Annotated in this window: 12 protein-coding genes; 9 read left to right on the top strand and 3 right to left on the bottom strand. The window is 51.9% G+C overall.

Annotated features, from left to right (window positions below):
- The first annotated feature begins 220 nt into the window (after positions 1 to 220).
- Positions 221 to 1,150: an ROK family protein gene (locus WH45_RS06995; protein ID WP_052723660.1), complete on the top strand. Its 930-nt coding sequence runs from the start codon at positions 221 to 223 to the stop codon at positions 1,148 to 1,150.
- Between the two features lie 111 nt (positions 1,151 to 1,261).
- On the opposite strand, the gene WH45_RS06990 is transcribed toward WH45_RS06995, so the two are convergent.
- Entirely contained in the window at positions 1,262 to 1,966 is a 705-nt protein-coding gene (locus tag WH45_RS06990) for a copper homeostasis protein CutC (protein WP_046213692.1), read from the bottom strand.
- A gap of 235 nt (positions 1,967 to 2,201) precedes the next feature.
- Here WH45_RS06990 and WH45_RS06985 point away from each other — a divergent pair, with 235 nt between their 5' ends.
- The 4 genes from WH45_RS06985 (at position 2,202) to WH45_RS06970 (ending at position 8,115) form a co-directional block, all read left to right on the top strand.
- Positions 2,202 to 5,348, top strand: coding sequence for a DEAD/DEAH box helicase (locus WH45_RS06985; protein WP_046213691.1), 3,147 nt, complete (start codon positions 2,202 to 2,204; stop codon positions 5,346 to 5,348).
- Complete coding sequence (locus WH45_RS06980) at positions 5,345 to 6,241, top strand: hypothetical protein (protein WP_046213690.1); 897 nt, start codon at positions 5,345 to 5,347, stop codon at positions 6,239 to 6,241. Before WH45_RS06985 ends, WH45_RS06980 begins: the two co-directional genes overlap by 4 nt.
- A 78-nt stretch (positions 6,242 to 6,319) precedes the next feature.
- Positions 6,320 to 7,261 carry a M15 family metallopeptidase gene (locus WH45_RS06975; protein ID WP_046213689.1) on the top strand — a complete coding sequence of 314 codons (942 nt, stop codon included), beginning with the start codon at positions 6,320 to 6,322 and terminating at the stop codon, positions 7,259 to 7,261.
- A 146-nt stretch (positions 7,262 to 7,407) separates the two neighbouring features.
- Entirely contained in the window at positions 7,408 to 8,115 is a 708-nt protein-coding gene (locus WH45_RS06970; RefSeq protein WP_046213688.1) for a hypothetical protein, read from the top strand.
- A gap of 115 nt (positions 8,116 to 8,230) precedes the next feature.
- Here the strand turns inward: WH45_RS06970 and WH45_RS06965 are convergent, their stop codons facing one another.
- Positions 8,231 to 10,309, bottom strand: a complete 2,079-nt coding sequence (locus tag WH45_RS06965; RefSeq protein WP_052723659.1) for an ATP-dependent helicase — start codon at positions 10,307 to 10,309, stop codon at positions 8,231 to 8,233.
- 234 nt (positions 10,310 to 10,543) lie between these two features.
- On the opposite strand from WH45_RS06965, the gene WH45_RS06960 reads away from it, so the two are divergent.
- From WH45_RS06960 to WH45_RS06950, 3 genes are all read left to right on the top strand, one after another.
- Positions 10,544 to 11,392: a zinc ribbon domain-containing protein gene (locus WH45_RS06960; RefSeq protein WP_046213687.1), complete on the top strand. Its 849-nt coding sequence runs from the start codon at positions 10,544 to 10,546 to the stop codon at positions 11,390 to 11,392.
- 102 nt (positions 11,393 to 11,494) lie between these two features.
- Positions 11,495 to 12,283, top strand: a complete 789-nt coding sequence (locus tag WH45_RS06955) for a TrmB family transcriptional regulator (protein ID WP_046213686.1) — start codon at positions 11,495 to 11,497, stop codon at positions 12,281 to 12,283.
- Between the two features lie 239 nt (positions 12,284 to 12,522).
- Positions 12,523 to 12,828: a hypothetical protein gene (locus WH45_RS06950; protein ID WP_046213685.1), complete on the top strand. Its 306-nt coding sequence runs from the start codon at positions 12,523 to 12,525 to the stop codon at positions 12,826 to 12,828.
- Between the two features lie 171 nt (positions 12,829 to 12,999).
- Here WH45_RS06950 and mscL read toward each other — a convergent pair whose 3' ends face one another.
- Entirely contained in the window at positions 13,000 to 13,461 is a 462-nt protein-coding gene (gene mscL, locus WH45_RS06945; protein WP_046213684.1) for a large conductance mechanosensitive channel protein MscL, read from the bottom strand.
- 528 nt (positions 13,462 to 13,989) lie between these two features.
- On the opposite strand from mscL, the gene WH45_RS06940 reads away from it, so the two are divergent.
- Positions 13,990 to 14,367 carry a hypothetical protein gene (locus WH45_RS06940; RefSeq protein WP_046213683.1) on the top strand — a complete coding sequence of 126 codons (378 nt, stop codon included), beginning with the start codon at positions 13,990 to 13,992 and terminating at the stop codon, positions 14,365 to 14,367.
- Positions 14,368 to 14,869 lie beyond the last annotated feature (502 nt).

Here is a 14,869-nt window from a genome sequence, read left to right as displayed (position 1 = left end):
CTCTTTTTTTTCATATTCCTCCATGGCAAGTTTCTTTATGATACGCTGTATATACCTTTATAAGTAAACAATGGAATTTGTTAATAGGTACGCTGGATAGCATATAATGGATATAGCCGAGAGTTAGAGGAAAAGCTAACGTTTTCCCTGAAAATACACGATAACATTGTATATATCCTTGATACTACATAACACATTCAAGCTCATGGAGATGATCAATATGGAATCTTGCTGGATTGGTATAGATATCGGCGGCACCGGAATCAAGGGTGCACTGGTGAACGAACAGGGTCAGATGATTGAGCGGATGGAGCTGCCTACCCAGGCGGAGCAGGGAGCGGAATTTATCCTGAACCGTGTCCTCTATATTGCCAATGAATTGAAAAGCATTGTCTACGACAGTGTCAAAAAACAATTCATTACTATCCATGGCATCGGTATCGGATCGGCAGGCCGGATCGACCGGGAAAAAGGAATCGTTATCGATGCAACCGATAATCTTCCCGGCTGGAAAGGGCTACGCCTGGCGGAGCGGGTCATGGAATCTACCGGTCTGCCGGTCTATACCGTGAATGATGCCCATGCAGCAGCAGCGGGAGAAGACTGGATCGGTGCGGCAGCGGTCATTCGCTCCTGGATTATGCTGACAATCGGTACCGGAGTAGGCGGAGCGCTGGTGCATTATGGAGAGATTATTTCCGGTCAGTACGGCGGTGCCGGAGAGCTGGGACACATGATTCTGCATCCCGGCGGTCTGCCATGCAACTGCGGCAAAAGAGGCTGTGTGGAGCAGTACATTTCCGGACGGGCACTCAACCGAATTGCCGCCGATTATCATGCGGGGTGGGGATTATCCGATCTGATGGATGCCGCACGGGCAGGAGATGCAGAAGCGCGATACTTGCTGGATAACTGGATTAATGACTTTGCCAGTACCATTATTAATATTGATCAGATCTTTGATCCGCAGGCCGTTATTATTGGCGGGGGCGTTATTGTTACACGTGAAACATGGTGGCCGCTCCTGGTACAGCGTATTGATGAACTGGGCGGCAGACCGGTACTGCTGGAGCCGGCACTGCTCGGCAATCAGGCAGGAATGGTGGGGGCCGCCCGGATTGCCATGCAGAATCACCGGATGAAAAAGTGAAAAAAAGCAGGCAGATAAATTTCTGTCTGCTTTTTATTTGCGAATGGGCTGCAGGTGGTCGGATGAGAACGTGCAGATACAATAGTATAATTATATGAACAAATACTGTAGTTAGCTGGACAGCAATATCGCTTTGGCCTGACGGATTCGCTCTGCATCCAGCGGCAGGTGAATATCACCTTGCTGCCGGACAGCGCTGCCCAGATGGACTTCCTGCACTCCGGTATCCCGGACAAATTCTCCCAGTGTGTCCAGCGTCAGTCCGGCTCCCGCGAGCAGGCGGATCTGATGCTGGCGGGCGATCTTATCCAGCCGGACAATCTTGTCGCGTGCATCCAGTATGGAAGGCTGCCCGCCTGAAGTAAGAATACGCGTAATCCCCGGATAGCGGGCCAGTGTATGCAGTGCCTGCTCCTGATCCCGGATCTCGTCAAAGGCCCGGTGAAAAGTAACCGACAGACCATTCGCAGCTTCCAGAAGTCGGTTCAGGGCAGGCTCATCCACCTGCTGGCGGTCGTTCAGTACACCGAGCACCAGTGCGGCAGCCTGCGTGTGTTCAGTGACCTGGCGGATATCGCGGACCATCTGCTCCAGCTCGTCAGCCGTATACTGAAAGCTGCGACTGTGCGGGCGAATCATGACATGAACCGGTATGCTGCTCTCGGCTGTAATCTGCTGGACAAGATTCATTTCGGGAGTTAATCCGCCTTGCTGCTGGGCGGCAATCAGTTCGATCCGGTCCGCTCCGGCAGCGGCTGCGATTCGTGCATCTTCCGCAGTAGTGGCGATAACTTCGAGCAAAATGGCATTTGTCATGATCATTTTCTCCCTTATAATTATTGTATTTTTAACAGTGTATATGGAATTTTCGAACATCCAACCTTATAATGGATAAGATACCTGCTTTATTTGCATTTATCCAGAAAGCAGATGCCATGCACAGGATGGCCTGAAAGCTTGCTTACGTGTAAGGAGAGGAATATCCTGTTATGAGAATACACACTAACTATTACAATCGTAAAGATTTGACCGAGATGGACGGGAGACAATGATGGATCAACCGTTATATGGAATATGGATTGGAGACGTATTTTTTTGTTTTTCCGGTGAAATGTCGGAACCTAAAGTGGATGCATGGATGAAAGTCATGCGCCGGATGGAACTGCCGGTAGGGCGGCGTCCTTTTGCCCAATCGGGATTGCGACTGGCCGAGCTCAAGTCGGGACCGGTCAATGCTGCGTCCAAAGAGACATTTTCACGCCGGGCCGGCCGCAATAAAAGGCTGCCCGGACGCATGGTGGAAGGACTGGCGCTCTCGGCCGAGCAGGCGTATGATCTGCTGCTCGAATGGGATGAGAAGCTGGTAGCCCGTCAGGGTATTCAGGCTGGTGCAGAGATGCGGTACTGGCATATTGCTGCGAAATTCGCCGAGAAACTGCTGCGGGAAGGCAAGATTTTGCCGGACAGCCGTGTCATTGCCGGTACCGGACGACGCAGTTCTCAGGCGTCGCTGCGCGGCGTATGGAAGCCGCTGCTGGTCGGCGAGGATCGGGAGATGTTTGCCCGTCTGGCAGAGTCAATTCCGATGATCGGATTGTCGGCCCTGTCACTGTTCGCGGCAGGAGAGCCGTCAGGCATTTCCCAGGCTCGTGCAGAAGTGCTGCACTCTTTTCTGGTGGCAATGATCGATGCGGAAGTTCGCCGGATGTTCCGGGATGCCGGCTACGGCAAGTTCCGCGCCTATCAGGCGAATTACCGCAGGGGATCTTCCCCGCATGCACACCTCTGGTGGAATTCCATGTTTGATGCGACAGCCGAACTGGCTGTTCAGGGAACCGCCGAGGATATGGCAGAGCTGGAAGAAGAAATCCGGGATCATAATGGAGCGGAAGTGCCGCTTCCTGAGGCGGGAATTCTGGAGGAACGTATCGGCGAGCTGGGTCTCGTGGTTCGTCTGGAGCCGCCGCTGGAGAGCCGGGAAAAGGCTGCCGAGATGCCTTCGGATATGCTGCCGCAGTGGCGGATGTCCTTCTGGGCAACAGACGAGTCCGATCCGGCGGTACTGCTTCCGGCGGCGATGCTGTGGAAGCAGGCGGAGAACCGTATGATTGTACGGGGACGCACGTATGAACATGTACAGCAGCGTCTGCTGATGCAGCTGGGTCGCGCTGCAGAGTGTTCCCCGATTGTATCGTTGTTTATTCGGACGGCCAGTCCGGTAGGCGGCATGATGGAAGCGGGCGATGTCTATGCTTTTCTTAAGGAAGATGTACCGCGTCTGCGTAAAGCTGGCATTACCGTACAGATTCCTTCCCGCTGGACACGTGAGGGCAAGAAGCGTGCCGGTCTGAAGCTGAAGGTCAAGTCGCCTCAGCCGCAGGAGAATCGCAATACCAATGAAAGTTCCAAACTCGGGATGGAGCAGATGGTTTCCTTTGAACCGCAGGCCGTACTGGATGGCCGTACGCTGACTGCTGCCGAGATGGCCGAGATTGTCAAAAACGGAGTGCCGATTATTCCGCTCGATGGCGGCTGGATCGAAGTGGATCTGAATGAGATCAAGCAGGTACTGCGCTTTATCCGCCGCCATGAGGAAGGCGAGATTTCCTTTAATGAATTGATGCATATCTACGCGGAAGAAGAGGACGCGCTCTGGAACGGGCTGCATATCTTCGAGATTGAGACCAATCCGATGCTGACGAACCTGATGGAAGGCACCGGTTGGCGCGATCTGGAGAAACGGACCGTACCGGAGGGATTGCATGGTACACTGCGTCCTTATCAGGAACGCGGGTTCCAATGGCTCGCTACGATGCGGGATCTGGGATTTGGTGCCTGTCTGGCTGATGATATGGGTCTCGGCAAAACGGTACAGGTTATCACCTGCATCCTGGATCAACCGGTGACCGCACCGAGACTGATCGTCTGCCCGACTTCACTGCTGGGCAACTGGCAGCGTGAGTTGGAGCGCTTCGCACCGGAACTGCAGCTGTACATTCACCATGGCAGCCGCCGTCCGCGCGGCGAAGAGTTCGCGGCCGAAGCGAGATCTCATGATATCGTACTGACTACCTATCATCTGGCAGGACGTGATGGCGAAGACCTGCGACAGATCGAATGGGCATCGATCATACTCGATGAAGCGCAGTATATTAAAAACTACCGGACCAAGCAGGCGCAAAGTGTCATGAAGCTGAATGCGCCGCACCGGATTGCCATGACAGGTACACCGGTGGAGAACCGTCTGAGTGAACTGTGGTCCATTTTCCAGTTCCTCAATCCGGGTTATCTGGGAACGGCTTCTTCCTTCCGGCATAATTATAATGCAGGCGTCGGCCAGGAGATGGAGGACAAGCTGTCTACACTACGCAAGCTGGTGTCTCCTTTCATGCTGCGCCGTCTGAAGAGCGATCCGGATATCCGCCGCGATCTGCCGGACAAGATTGAACTGAAGTCCTACTGTTATATGACCGTCGAGCAGGCGGGCATGTATCAGAGCGTCGTCTCCGATATGCTCGGGCGCATGAGCAATACCGAAGGCATTACCCGCAAAGGGATTGTGCTGTCCTCGTTGACCAAGCTCAAGCAGATCTGTGATCACCCGTATCTGCTGCACAATACCGGCAAGGGCGACACTGGCAAGCAGGAACGCTCCGGCAAAATGGCACGCTTGATCGAACTGCTCGATATGATCCGCGACAGCGGGGAAGCGGCGCTCGTATTTACCCAGTATGTCGAAATGGGTGAGCTGCTGACCGCGCGACTGAGCAAGCATTTTGGCGAAGAGCCATTCTTCCTGCACGGAGGCGTCAGCAAAGCCAACCGGGACGAGATGATCAGTCTGTTCCAGCAGGGGGAAGGTCCTCCGCTGTTCGTACTGTCACTCAAAGCCGGCGGCGTCGGGCTGAATCTGACCCGTGCCAATCATGTTATTCACTATGACCGCTGGTGGAATCCGGCGGTGGAGAATCAGGCGACAGACCGTGTCTTCCGGATCGGACAGCAGCGTAATGTGCAGGTGCACAAGCTGATCTGTCAGGGAACACTGGAAGAGCGGATCGATGAACTGATCGAGAGCAAGAAATCACTGGCAGAGCAGGTTGTCGGTGCCGGAGAGCAGTGGCTGACCGAGATGTCGGATGAAGAGCTGAAGCAGCTGGTATCCCTGCAATCTGCGGAATGGGGGGCTGACGAATGAGTACACCAAAATGGACAGCCCAGGACTGCGAGATCGCAGAGGGCTTGATTCGCGGAACCGTTCAGCAGGCTGACGATCCCGAGGTATCTGCCGGGCCAGTGACAGTTCGGATTCAGCCTCCTTCTGAACAGGAACAGCGTCATCTGCTGAATCGTCTCAGCGCATCTGCCCAGAATGTATATTTACTGCTGCGTGATGTGTTCCGTGAGGAAATGGAGGAAAAGGATGCATCTGCAGCCGCTCCTTCCCTGCTGTCTGCAATCGGACTGGAATATGTACAAGAGCTGGCGCCGGATGCGACGATCGCCGAAGCGCTGTGCGCATGTACCCCTTATCTGAGTACCGGTGAAGATCTGATGTCTTACCGGGTAGAGGATGAGGATACACAGGCAGATAATCAGCAGATACAGGTGCTGCTTACACAGGCTGCCGAGCAGCTGAACCAGCAGCCGCTGCTCGCCTGGCAGCTGGCAGGCTGGAACACGGAGAAGCTGCTGCGCGAGATCTGGCAGCAGTGGGGACAACAGCTGTCCGCACCTGCCGAATGGAACATTTCCGAGCAGGAAGACGAAGCGACTTCGGCCCTATCCGATGAACCAAGTCTGGGCAGTCTGCTCGCCGAATCGGCCGCAGCAGGAACGCTTCATCAGACCGGAGAAGCTCTGGGCGAAGTCGAAGAATATTTACAAAATGCCAATAAAAGCTGGCAGCAGCAGTTGAAGAAAAATGCTACAGTTGTTGTATATACGCCTTCTCCCGGCGAGGAGACGATGCCGAATCTGCAGAAGCTGCTGCCTGAAGTCAAAGGTGCCATGGACGGATATGAAGAAGTACGCCGGAAAGTGGCCGATCGTATCAGACAGCGCCATCTGTCCCGGCAGGGTAAAAAATAAGGATCACCGTATGGAGCCGGTATGTACAACCGGCTCTGTTTTCTTCCTGATGGAGGCAGTGAGCAAAGGAGATTTATCATGATGGATAAGCAAAAACGGGCAGGTTGGAAAGTCATGCTGCCTGCAGGAGTACTCATGTCCGGTCTGCTGCTGGCAGGCTGCGGGGCAGCAGATAGCGGTACCGATTCAGCCGCCGCGCCGAAGACGCAGACTCCTTCCCAGACAGGCAGCGCATCCGCACCTGCAGCAGGCGAGGCAAAAGGAAATGCAGACGGCAGTTCTGCTGCAGCTCCGGCCGGTAACACAGCTGGTCAATCCGCAGCAGGTGGTGAGCAGTCCGCTCCTTCTACCGACAGCAGTAAGGATCTGACTGCGCAGCGTGAAAAGAGTTCCCTGCAGTCGACCATCAAACAGGTAAAAGGCAAAGACGTGGTCACCAATCCGGAGTCCATGACCGTCATCGTCAACAAGAACCGTTACCTGCCGGAAGGCTACGAGCCGCCGGATCTGGTCGTGCCCGATGTAGCTTTCTCCTACGACGGTGTACTGGAGAAAAGCCATATGCGCAAAGAAGCCGCCGGAGCACTGGAAGAGCTGTTCAAAGCGTCCAAGTCGGCCGGACTGGATCTGCGTGCGGTATCCGCTTACCGTTCCTACAAACGCCAGGTATCCATTTACAATAATAATGTTGCTACCAAAGGCAAGGCATATACCGACCGCGTAAGCGCACGTCCGGGTACGAGTGAGCATCAGACCGGGCTCGCAATCGACGTCTCCGGACCGGGGATCGGTTATGGACTGGAGCAGAGCTTTGGCAAAACGGCAGAAGGCAAATGGCTGAAGCAGCATGCTGCGGAATACGGATTTGTGATCCGCTACAAAAAAGGCGCGGATGATATCACCGGCTATACGTGGGAGCCATGGCATATCCGCTATATCGGCAAAGCACTGGCCGAAGACGTCACCGCCAAGGATATGACACTGGAAGAATATTTTGACCAGAACAAGATCAAGCAGTAAACTGAAACGACGCAAGCCTATCCAACACACTCAGATTCACCCCATAAATGAATTCAGCTTTTATGAAATAAGCGATAATAATCCTACTTTATTCTGAGGCTGGTATGGTGATCTGCATTTATCTTCAGAGCAAAGGGGGAACATTCATGAACCATCGGCGGTTTTTGACGATACTTGCCGCTTTCGTCCTGCTGGAAGCGACAGGATGCACATTCAGTCCGGCACCGGATGATTCGTCTACGCCCGCCCGGACGTCAGCTGCGCCACTGGTTCAGGAAGGTCCCATCCGTCTGTATGCCAGTCAGAACAGCGATGGGGTCTATCACCATATAACCGTTGAAAATGAAAAAACCGGCAGCAGCCGGCAGTATGACTGGCAGACGGTCAGCAGTCCAGGCTATGAACCGCTGGTCTATCAGACCGATCTGAACGGAGACGGCGGAGTGGAAGTGGTCGTTATTACGACCAGAGGATATGGGACCGGGACGTACATTACCGAGCCGCATATTGTGGATTGGAACAGTACAAAGGAGCTGGAGGTACAGGACCCGCTGGACTATACGCGTGAGCAGGTGTCCTTTTCCGTGCTGCATCGGGAAGGTAAGCAGATTGTTCAGGCCCGTGTACCCGGACAAACACCGGTCTCCCTGCCGGTCAATACAGTCCACTCTGCGGAGCTGCCGCAGTTTGGCTCGGTGATTCGTTATTATGTGGATGACAAGGGTTTGCTGAACGCCGAAGTGGCTGCCCAGATGTCCAGTGGAGAAGCGGTAGCTGCAGCCATCCTGCAGTACAGCTGGCAGTCCGGTGTATTGCGAGTCGAAGACATCACGCTGGAGCCTATAGCTTCCTGATCTTTTGTTACCTATAATCTAAAAAACCTGCCGCTGAGTATGTTCAGCAGGCAGGTTTTTTTGTATTTGCTATGGGTAAGGCTCGGTACACAATGGATAGTGCCATCCAATTATTTCACTGAAAAGCTTCCAGCAAAAAGCGCGAAGGGGGCACTGTCTTGCCATGATGCATCACGGGTGAGGAGATGTACAGCTCATGCTTGGCCCGGGTGACAGCGACATAGGCGATTCGCCGTTCTTCCTCCAGGGCAGCCTGCATCAGTTTGCCTTCGGGGTCCGGTCCGGTAACGCTCTGTCCGGCTTTGACGTCTTCGGGTGCTTCTTCCTGCAGGGCCGCTTTGTGCGGCAGGATGCCTTCCGATGCGCCAAGCAGATAGACGCATGGGAATTCCAGTCCCTTGGCCCGGTGAACAGTCATCAGATGCACACCTTCCGGCGCTTCCTGCTTCATCAGCTCGATCATCTGCTCTCGTTTGGCAGACAGTTCATCGGCAAATTTGACCATTTCTTCGACCGTGGCGAATTTGCCGGCTGCACTTTCCAGCTCATCGAGAGTCTCGCGGATGTTATCTTTATGCCGTGTGGCAGGTCCGCTAAAGTCCGCGCTGGCAAACTTGTCGTAAAATACCCGGCGGATCTCGCGGATCGCGTAGAGCGGCTTCATTTCCTTGATCTTTTTGAGGAAGACGATCCGATCTTTGACCTGCTGACGCTGGAACGATTGCAGACGTTCCCAGTGGAACAGGTGGATCAGCGGGTATTTCTTGGCCTGCTTCTGTTCCTGCTGCATAATATGCTCTATGCCGGCATCTCTTGAAATGTACAGGGGACCAATCACGCCGGGCAGCGCATCCATCCGCCGTGAATTGACGGACAGCCGCAGATGGTCCATAACCGGCCGGATCAGCGCGTGATCATAGAATACCGGTGCTTCCCCGTACTGGATAAACGGAATATCCTCCATCAGCAGCCGCTCGGCGATCGCCCGTGTGCCGCTGACGGTCCGGTGCAAAATAGCGACATCTCCCAGCGAACGGCCATCAGTCTGCTGTTTTTTGAGCCTTTTCACAATCTCGTCCGCTTCTTCATCGGCATGGGCCGGCCGTATATACATGGGGCTCTGACCGACCGAAGCTCCAGCCTGCAGCGTCTTGTCATGACGGGCTTCATTGCGGGCGATCAGCTTGACGCCGAGTCCCAGAATCTGCGGATGGCTGCGATAGTTAATATCCAGCGCGATGATGCGTGTGCCAGGATATTCCTTGGGGAAATCAAGAATATATTCCTGTCTGGCCCCGTTAAAGGAATAGATCGTCTGGTCATCGTCACCGACCACCATCAGATTGCGGTGGACAGCAGCGAGCTGGCGAACCATCTCGTACTGGAGCCGGTTCGTATCCTGAAATTCATCCACCATAATATAGCGGAATCGATCCTGCAGCATTGCCAGCAGATTCGGGTCCTGGAGCAGCTGCTCGGTACGCAGCAAAATATCATCAAAATCGATTCGCCGGTGTTCCTGCTTCCATTCTTCATACCGGCACAGCAGGGCGCAGCGGTCACGTTCTTCCGGTGTATCCTTGGGCAGATCATCTGCAGTACCGCCCTCCAGCTTGATTGCTGACAGGGTAGCCAGCAGGGTCTCTGGCGGGGTAATACTGGTAGAACCAATCTCCCGGCGCAGACGCTGGAGCACCGCATGCTGGGCGCGGGCATCTCCAAAAATTTCGTCCTTGAGATTGCCGTATCGGCGCAGCAGCAGCAGACCGAACGCATGGAACGTACGCGCTTCGATCGCACGTGCGGTTTTGGCTGTGACACCAGGCAGGGCAGCGATTCGTGATTTCATCTCGGCCGCAGCCTTGGTCGTAAAAGTAACAAGCAAAATATGCTTCGGATCGACTTTGCGTACGGATAACAGATAGCCGGCACGCGCAGTCAATACGGTCGTTTTGCCGCAGCCTGCACCAGCCAGAGTCAACAGCGGTCCTTCTCCATGGCGCACCGCTTCGATCTGCGGCGCATTCAGCAGAATGCCCTGCTGTTCCAGTGCGCGGAAAAAGGCTGCATCCTCCGCAGCATCGGGCACCAGGGTAATACTTGTATCGGCAGGAGCCGGTTTGGCGGCCGGCAGCGGGGTATGCACAGGGATACCTTGAGGTCGGAGTGCTTCTTTGGTCATCGTGTCTTTCAACAGGTAATCTTCCTTTCCGGCTTCGCTTTTTTTCAAGTGAGGCAGAAATTTGGTATGATAGGGTTGTATCAACCTATATACGGGTACTGTTATGCATATCCTTCTATTATAATGGATGTATAACCGATGAGTAATCCCCAATATGGAACTTCATCAAAAATTGTAATGTAAACAGGTACGACCGTTCACTATAGGTATACAGTGATATGGTGGAATTAGAGGAGGAGAACAGTCATGAATTTGTTACAACGGCTGAAAAGCGGTGCGGGAAAAGCAACCGAGCGGGCGCAGAATGCAGTGGAAGTGAATCGCATGAACGGTCATATTGTGGATATTGAGCGGGAGATCGGGGTTCATTATCTGCGCATGGGTGAAGTCTTTTACGAAGGATACCGCGCCGGCGATATGTCGATTGCCGAAGAAGAGATGACTGAGCTGTGCAAGGCATGCGATCTTCTGAATGAAGAAATTGAGGAAATCCGTACGCGGATTGCGATACTTAGAAATGAACGTGTTTGCGAATGCGGAGCAGTCGTGGCACTGGATGCGAACTTCTGCCCGAACTGCGGACGCAAAATGGAAAAGCTGGCGATTCCGCGTGAAGACCGGGAAGAATTCCAGAGAGACCGGGATGTGACGCGCGATGAGCCAATCGTATTCCCGACCGATTCCCAGGTGCATGAACGGGAAGAAGAGGAATATGAACATGAGGAACTGACAGCCGACGAAGCCGAGCGCCGCCGGGCAGCCCGTCTGCAGGAAGAGCGTGAGCGGCAGGAAGAACTGGATCGTCTCGTGCGTTCATGGAAGCAGGATCTGGGCATTGAACATGATGACGAACCGGAAGAGGAAATGCCTGCTGCGGCTGCCACAGCTGCTCCGGAGCGCCCGATAAAGACGGAACCCCAAACAGCAGTACGCCAGGAGCCGGTACAGAAGGTAGTTACGGTTACCAAGCCGCTGGAAATGGAAGCTGATGACGATACCGACATCGATACCGATACATTCAGCTGCCAGGTATGCGGACAGGTTCTGCAAAAAGGCTCCAAATGGTGCCCGCACTGTGGAGCGGAACAGATATAAGACGGCAGGCAGGCTGATCATCCAATTGTGATCGGCCTGTTGTCCCATACATACACATCATTGGATCAGACAGCAAGCCAACCGGGAAGGATGGAATGCCTGATGGAACAAGTGCTCAATCATTTGCGTAATCTGGGATTTACCGAGCTGGAGGCCAAGGTCATGGTGGCACTGGCACAGCAGGGGACACAGTCCGGTTACGAAGTCGCCAAGCGAATCGGCGTCTCCCGTTCCAATGTGTATGCTACCCTGCAGCGTCTGTCTACCCGCGGCATGGTACAGCTTACACCGGGCGAACCTGCCCGCTACAGTGTGCTGCCCGTCAAGGAGCTGACCCGGATGATTGCCGGTCAGGTCGGGGAGTCACTCTCCTATCTGGAACAGGCGATGCCGAGTCCTGCCGAAGACCCGCCTTCCTTTTACAGTGTCGAAGGGGAGCGGCGGATTATGGAGATTCTGAACCGGGAGCTCGACAAGGCTCAGGAGGAGATCATCGCGGCGATCTGGCAGCAGGAAGCCGCCTGGTTTCGGCAAAAGCTGGAGCAGGCAGAGCAGCGGGGCGTCCGGGTACTATGGTCTTTTGAAGATGTGGAAGAAGAGGGGCATCCCGGCATACGGATGCTGCGTGAGGGAATCAGCGGGCGCAAGTTCTGGCTGGTGATCGATCGCCGATGGTGTATTGTCGGGATGCGCGGAGACACTATGCCTGCCCAGGCGCTGGTTACCGAGCATCCACTGATGGCGGAGCTGCTGCTGCAGCATTTTTCCCAGGAAGTGATCCTGTATGAAATGGAGAATGATCTGGGGCAGGAATTGATCCGGCGTTATGGCAAGGGATATGGCCTTATTCTGGAGCGATATCTGCCAGGGCTGCTGCCGCTGGAGGATTAAATCAGGCCGAAATGTACGTTTGGGAGTTGTTCTTTTTTCCTTTCCGGTTGCTTAAAAGTTAAATAGTTCATATTTTTTCAAACGAGTTTCTTCTATTATAATAGAGAGCTGCTGCACAGGAAGCAGCTCATTGTAAAGGGAAGGTAATTCTCTGCTATTATCTCCGTATCATGCGTAGCGGAGGCTGCGGAATATTTACAATTCCGTAACACACCACGAATGAAAGGATGATAAACAAAATGGAATGTATCGTAAAATTCGATATTGTGCACAATCAGGAGACCAAATCGCTGCGGGGGCTGGTATTTGTAGATAAGGATTCGATGCCAGGTACCGACCAGCTGACCGATATGTTCAAGGATATGAGCTACCAGGTAACTGCAGATTCCAGTGATCCGATGCGTTTTTTGCCTGCCGGACCACAAGCGGACTTTGAGTATATCCGGATTCGGGAGCTGGATACCGGTGAACAGAAGTTTACCGAAGACAGGGACCTGAAGAATCTGTTATCCAATCTTCTACCTAATCAGAACCGACCGATCTGAGTCAGAGCTGATCCGGAAGAAGCAGGAAAATAAGCTGCTGGATGTGAAAGCAGCTCAAAACAAAAGCGCCCTTCATTTCCTTCACCGGAAAGAGGGCGCTTTTTGCGTGTTTATGCAAATGATGAAAACAAGCCTAAAGTTAACAAAAATAGGCGTTAACCTATCTGCCTTTTACACTTCGGAAGTGCAGTGCGAGCAGCGGGTTGCTTTGAGAGCAATCTCATTAAGGCAGTATGGACATTGCTTGGTCGTTTTCTCCGGTTCCGGCTTGGCATGTTCCTTGCGCTTGATCATATTGACGCCCTTAACCAGGAAAAAGACGCACATGGCGACGATCAGAAAGTCGATGACCGTATTAATAAACTGTCCATACGCTATAACTGCTGCACCAGCCTGCTGTGCTTCCGCCAAAGAAGCATATTGTTTGGCGTTACTGTCAGTCAGGCTATCCAGATTCCAAAACAGATCGGCAAAGTTAACCCCGCCGAGCAGCTTGCCGACAGGCGGCATAATGATATCATTCACCAGGGATGTTACGATTTTGCCAAAGGCTGCCCCGATAATAACACCGACTGCAAGGTCGATTACATTCCCCCGGACGGCAAATTCCTTGAATTCCTTGATTACACCCATAGTGCTTAGCTCCTTTTTATCGTTAAATTGGCAAAATGACCCTAAATCATGGGAAATATTGTCGTTTATGCGGATTCGTGGATTATCACTCCCATTTTTGATCGTTTCAATTTTATCATAGCTCAAAGAAAAATCATTTATTTCCAATCATTTTCATGAAGATGCTTTATGTAGCAATAAATGAAAACGGATACATGAGTAATGCTTTATTAGCTAAGCAGATGAATTAACAATTATTTCCTGCGTCAAAATTAAAAAACTGTTTAAATTACCAGATAAGCCTTTTTTGACAAAGTACTAGACAAAAAGGCCTGTAAACTTTTTGTAACCAATTAAAACCGAGACTATAGGGGATAAATACGACATTTTGTGTTGCTTAATGCTCAGTACTAAAGGTGCAGAAAGTCGAAAATTAAATAAATAAAGTTTTATTTTTATCCTAACGTTCGACATGATTTTTAGATAACCTATTTTATAATTATTCAAAACGAATAAAAAGAAACCTGGATTTATAGGAGGGAATTAACGGTGAGAAATCAGCACGTCCTGAAAGAGAACTGGAATGAAAAGAGTCATGAGGTCAAAACATTTTTTCATAAGCTAGCTACAGACCCTACGCTCCAGCCCACGCAGACATCGAACACGAGTGAACCTCTTATGGATTGGTTGTCTCTGGCCCGTTATCCTTTAAACCACGAAATCACCTACTACCACGGGATTTACGAGGATAAAACATATCGTCCATTACCAGACAATGGCAAACAAAGCATCAACGTAGCACTGCTGCTCGATATGATCTTCCAAAACATGGGCATGAAATGCAGTGTAAACGATCTGATGGAACATATAAATAGTGGTGGTACGCTGGAAGGATTCATTGCAGCACAAGGGAATCAATCTCTCTGAAAACGGTAAATGTAATTATTTACGCAAGTAGAGGTGGTTTACAAAGTTTTCATGAAGGATTATAATGAGCGCATAAGTTATTCAAAATGAATAACATTTGAGTTGAGGACAAAAACCTGTCATGCACGGCCGCCAGCTCGCAGATCCTTATGCTGGACAGGCTGCTGCAAAGGTGATGCAGCAAACAGGAATAATGCATGGATGAATGCCAAACTTGATCCTGCTGTAACCAATCTGTTATAAAATTAAAAATAAGCATGGATGTACAAAGCAACATTTACCGCTTTACGACAGTCATACTATACAGGACGGCATTATCTCTTACTTTAGCAATGAAGCGATCGCCGTTATTTTCTATTTTGTAGATGTTACAAATTTGTAATTTCATAATGACAAAATGTAACCTGGAGTAATACATCTTATTCAAGGGGTACGGAATATGCTGCTGGCATGCTTCCGAATGCGAGAAGACGAAAGGGGAATGCAGGAACTTTTACGAAAC

Origin of the sequence: Paenibacillus wulumuqiensis (assembly GCF_000971965.1) — a bacterium.
In the GTDB taxonomy this organism is placed as follows: domain Bacteria; phylum Bacillota; class Bacilli; order Paenibacillales; family Paenibacillaceae; genus Saccharibacillus; species Saccharibacillus wulumuqiensis.
Note: the sequence above shows the minus strand (reverse complement) of the source record. Positions and strands in the feature narration are given on the sequence as shown.

Coding starts and splice junctions, on each gene's coding strand:
- WH45_RS06995 (WP_052723660.1), top strand. CDS start 221: ATGGAATCTTGCTGGATTGGTATAGATATCGGCGGCACCGGAATCAAG.
- WH45_RS06990 (WP_046213692.1), bottom strand. CDS start 1,966: ATGACAAATGCCATTTTGCTCGAAGTTATCGCCACTACTGCGGAAGAT.
- WH45_RS06985 (WP_046213691.1), top strand. CDS start 2,202: ATGGATCAACCGTTATATGGAATATGGATTGGAGACGTATTTTTTTGT.
- WH45_RS06980 (WP_046213690.1), top strand. CDS start 5,345: ATGAGTACACCAAAATGGACAGCCCAGGACTGCGAGATCGCAGAGGGC.
- WH45_RS06975 (WP_046213689.1), top strand. CDS start 6,320: ATGATGGATAAGCAAAAACGGGCAGGTTGGAAAGTCATGCTGCCTGCA.
- WH45_RS06970 (WP_046213688.1), top strand. CDS start 7,408: ATGAACCATCGGCGGTTTTTGACGATACTTGCCGCTTTCGTCCTGCTG.
- WH45_RS06960 (WP_046213687.1), top strand. CDS start 10,544: ATGAATTTGTTACAACGGCTGAAAAGCGGTGCGGGAAAAGCAACCGAG.
- WH45_RS06955 (WP_046213686.1), top strand. CDS start 11,495: ATGGAACAAGTGCTCAATCATTTGCGTAATCTGGGATTTACCGAGCTG.
- WH45_RS06950 (WP_046213685.1), top strand. CDS start 12,523: ATGGAATGTATCGTAAAATTCGATATTGTGCACAATCAGGAGACCAAA.
- mscL (WP_046213684.1), bottom strand. CDS start 13,461: ATGGGTGTAATCAAGGAATTCAAGGAATTTGCCGTCCGGGGGAATGTA.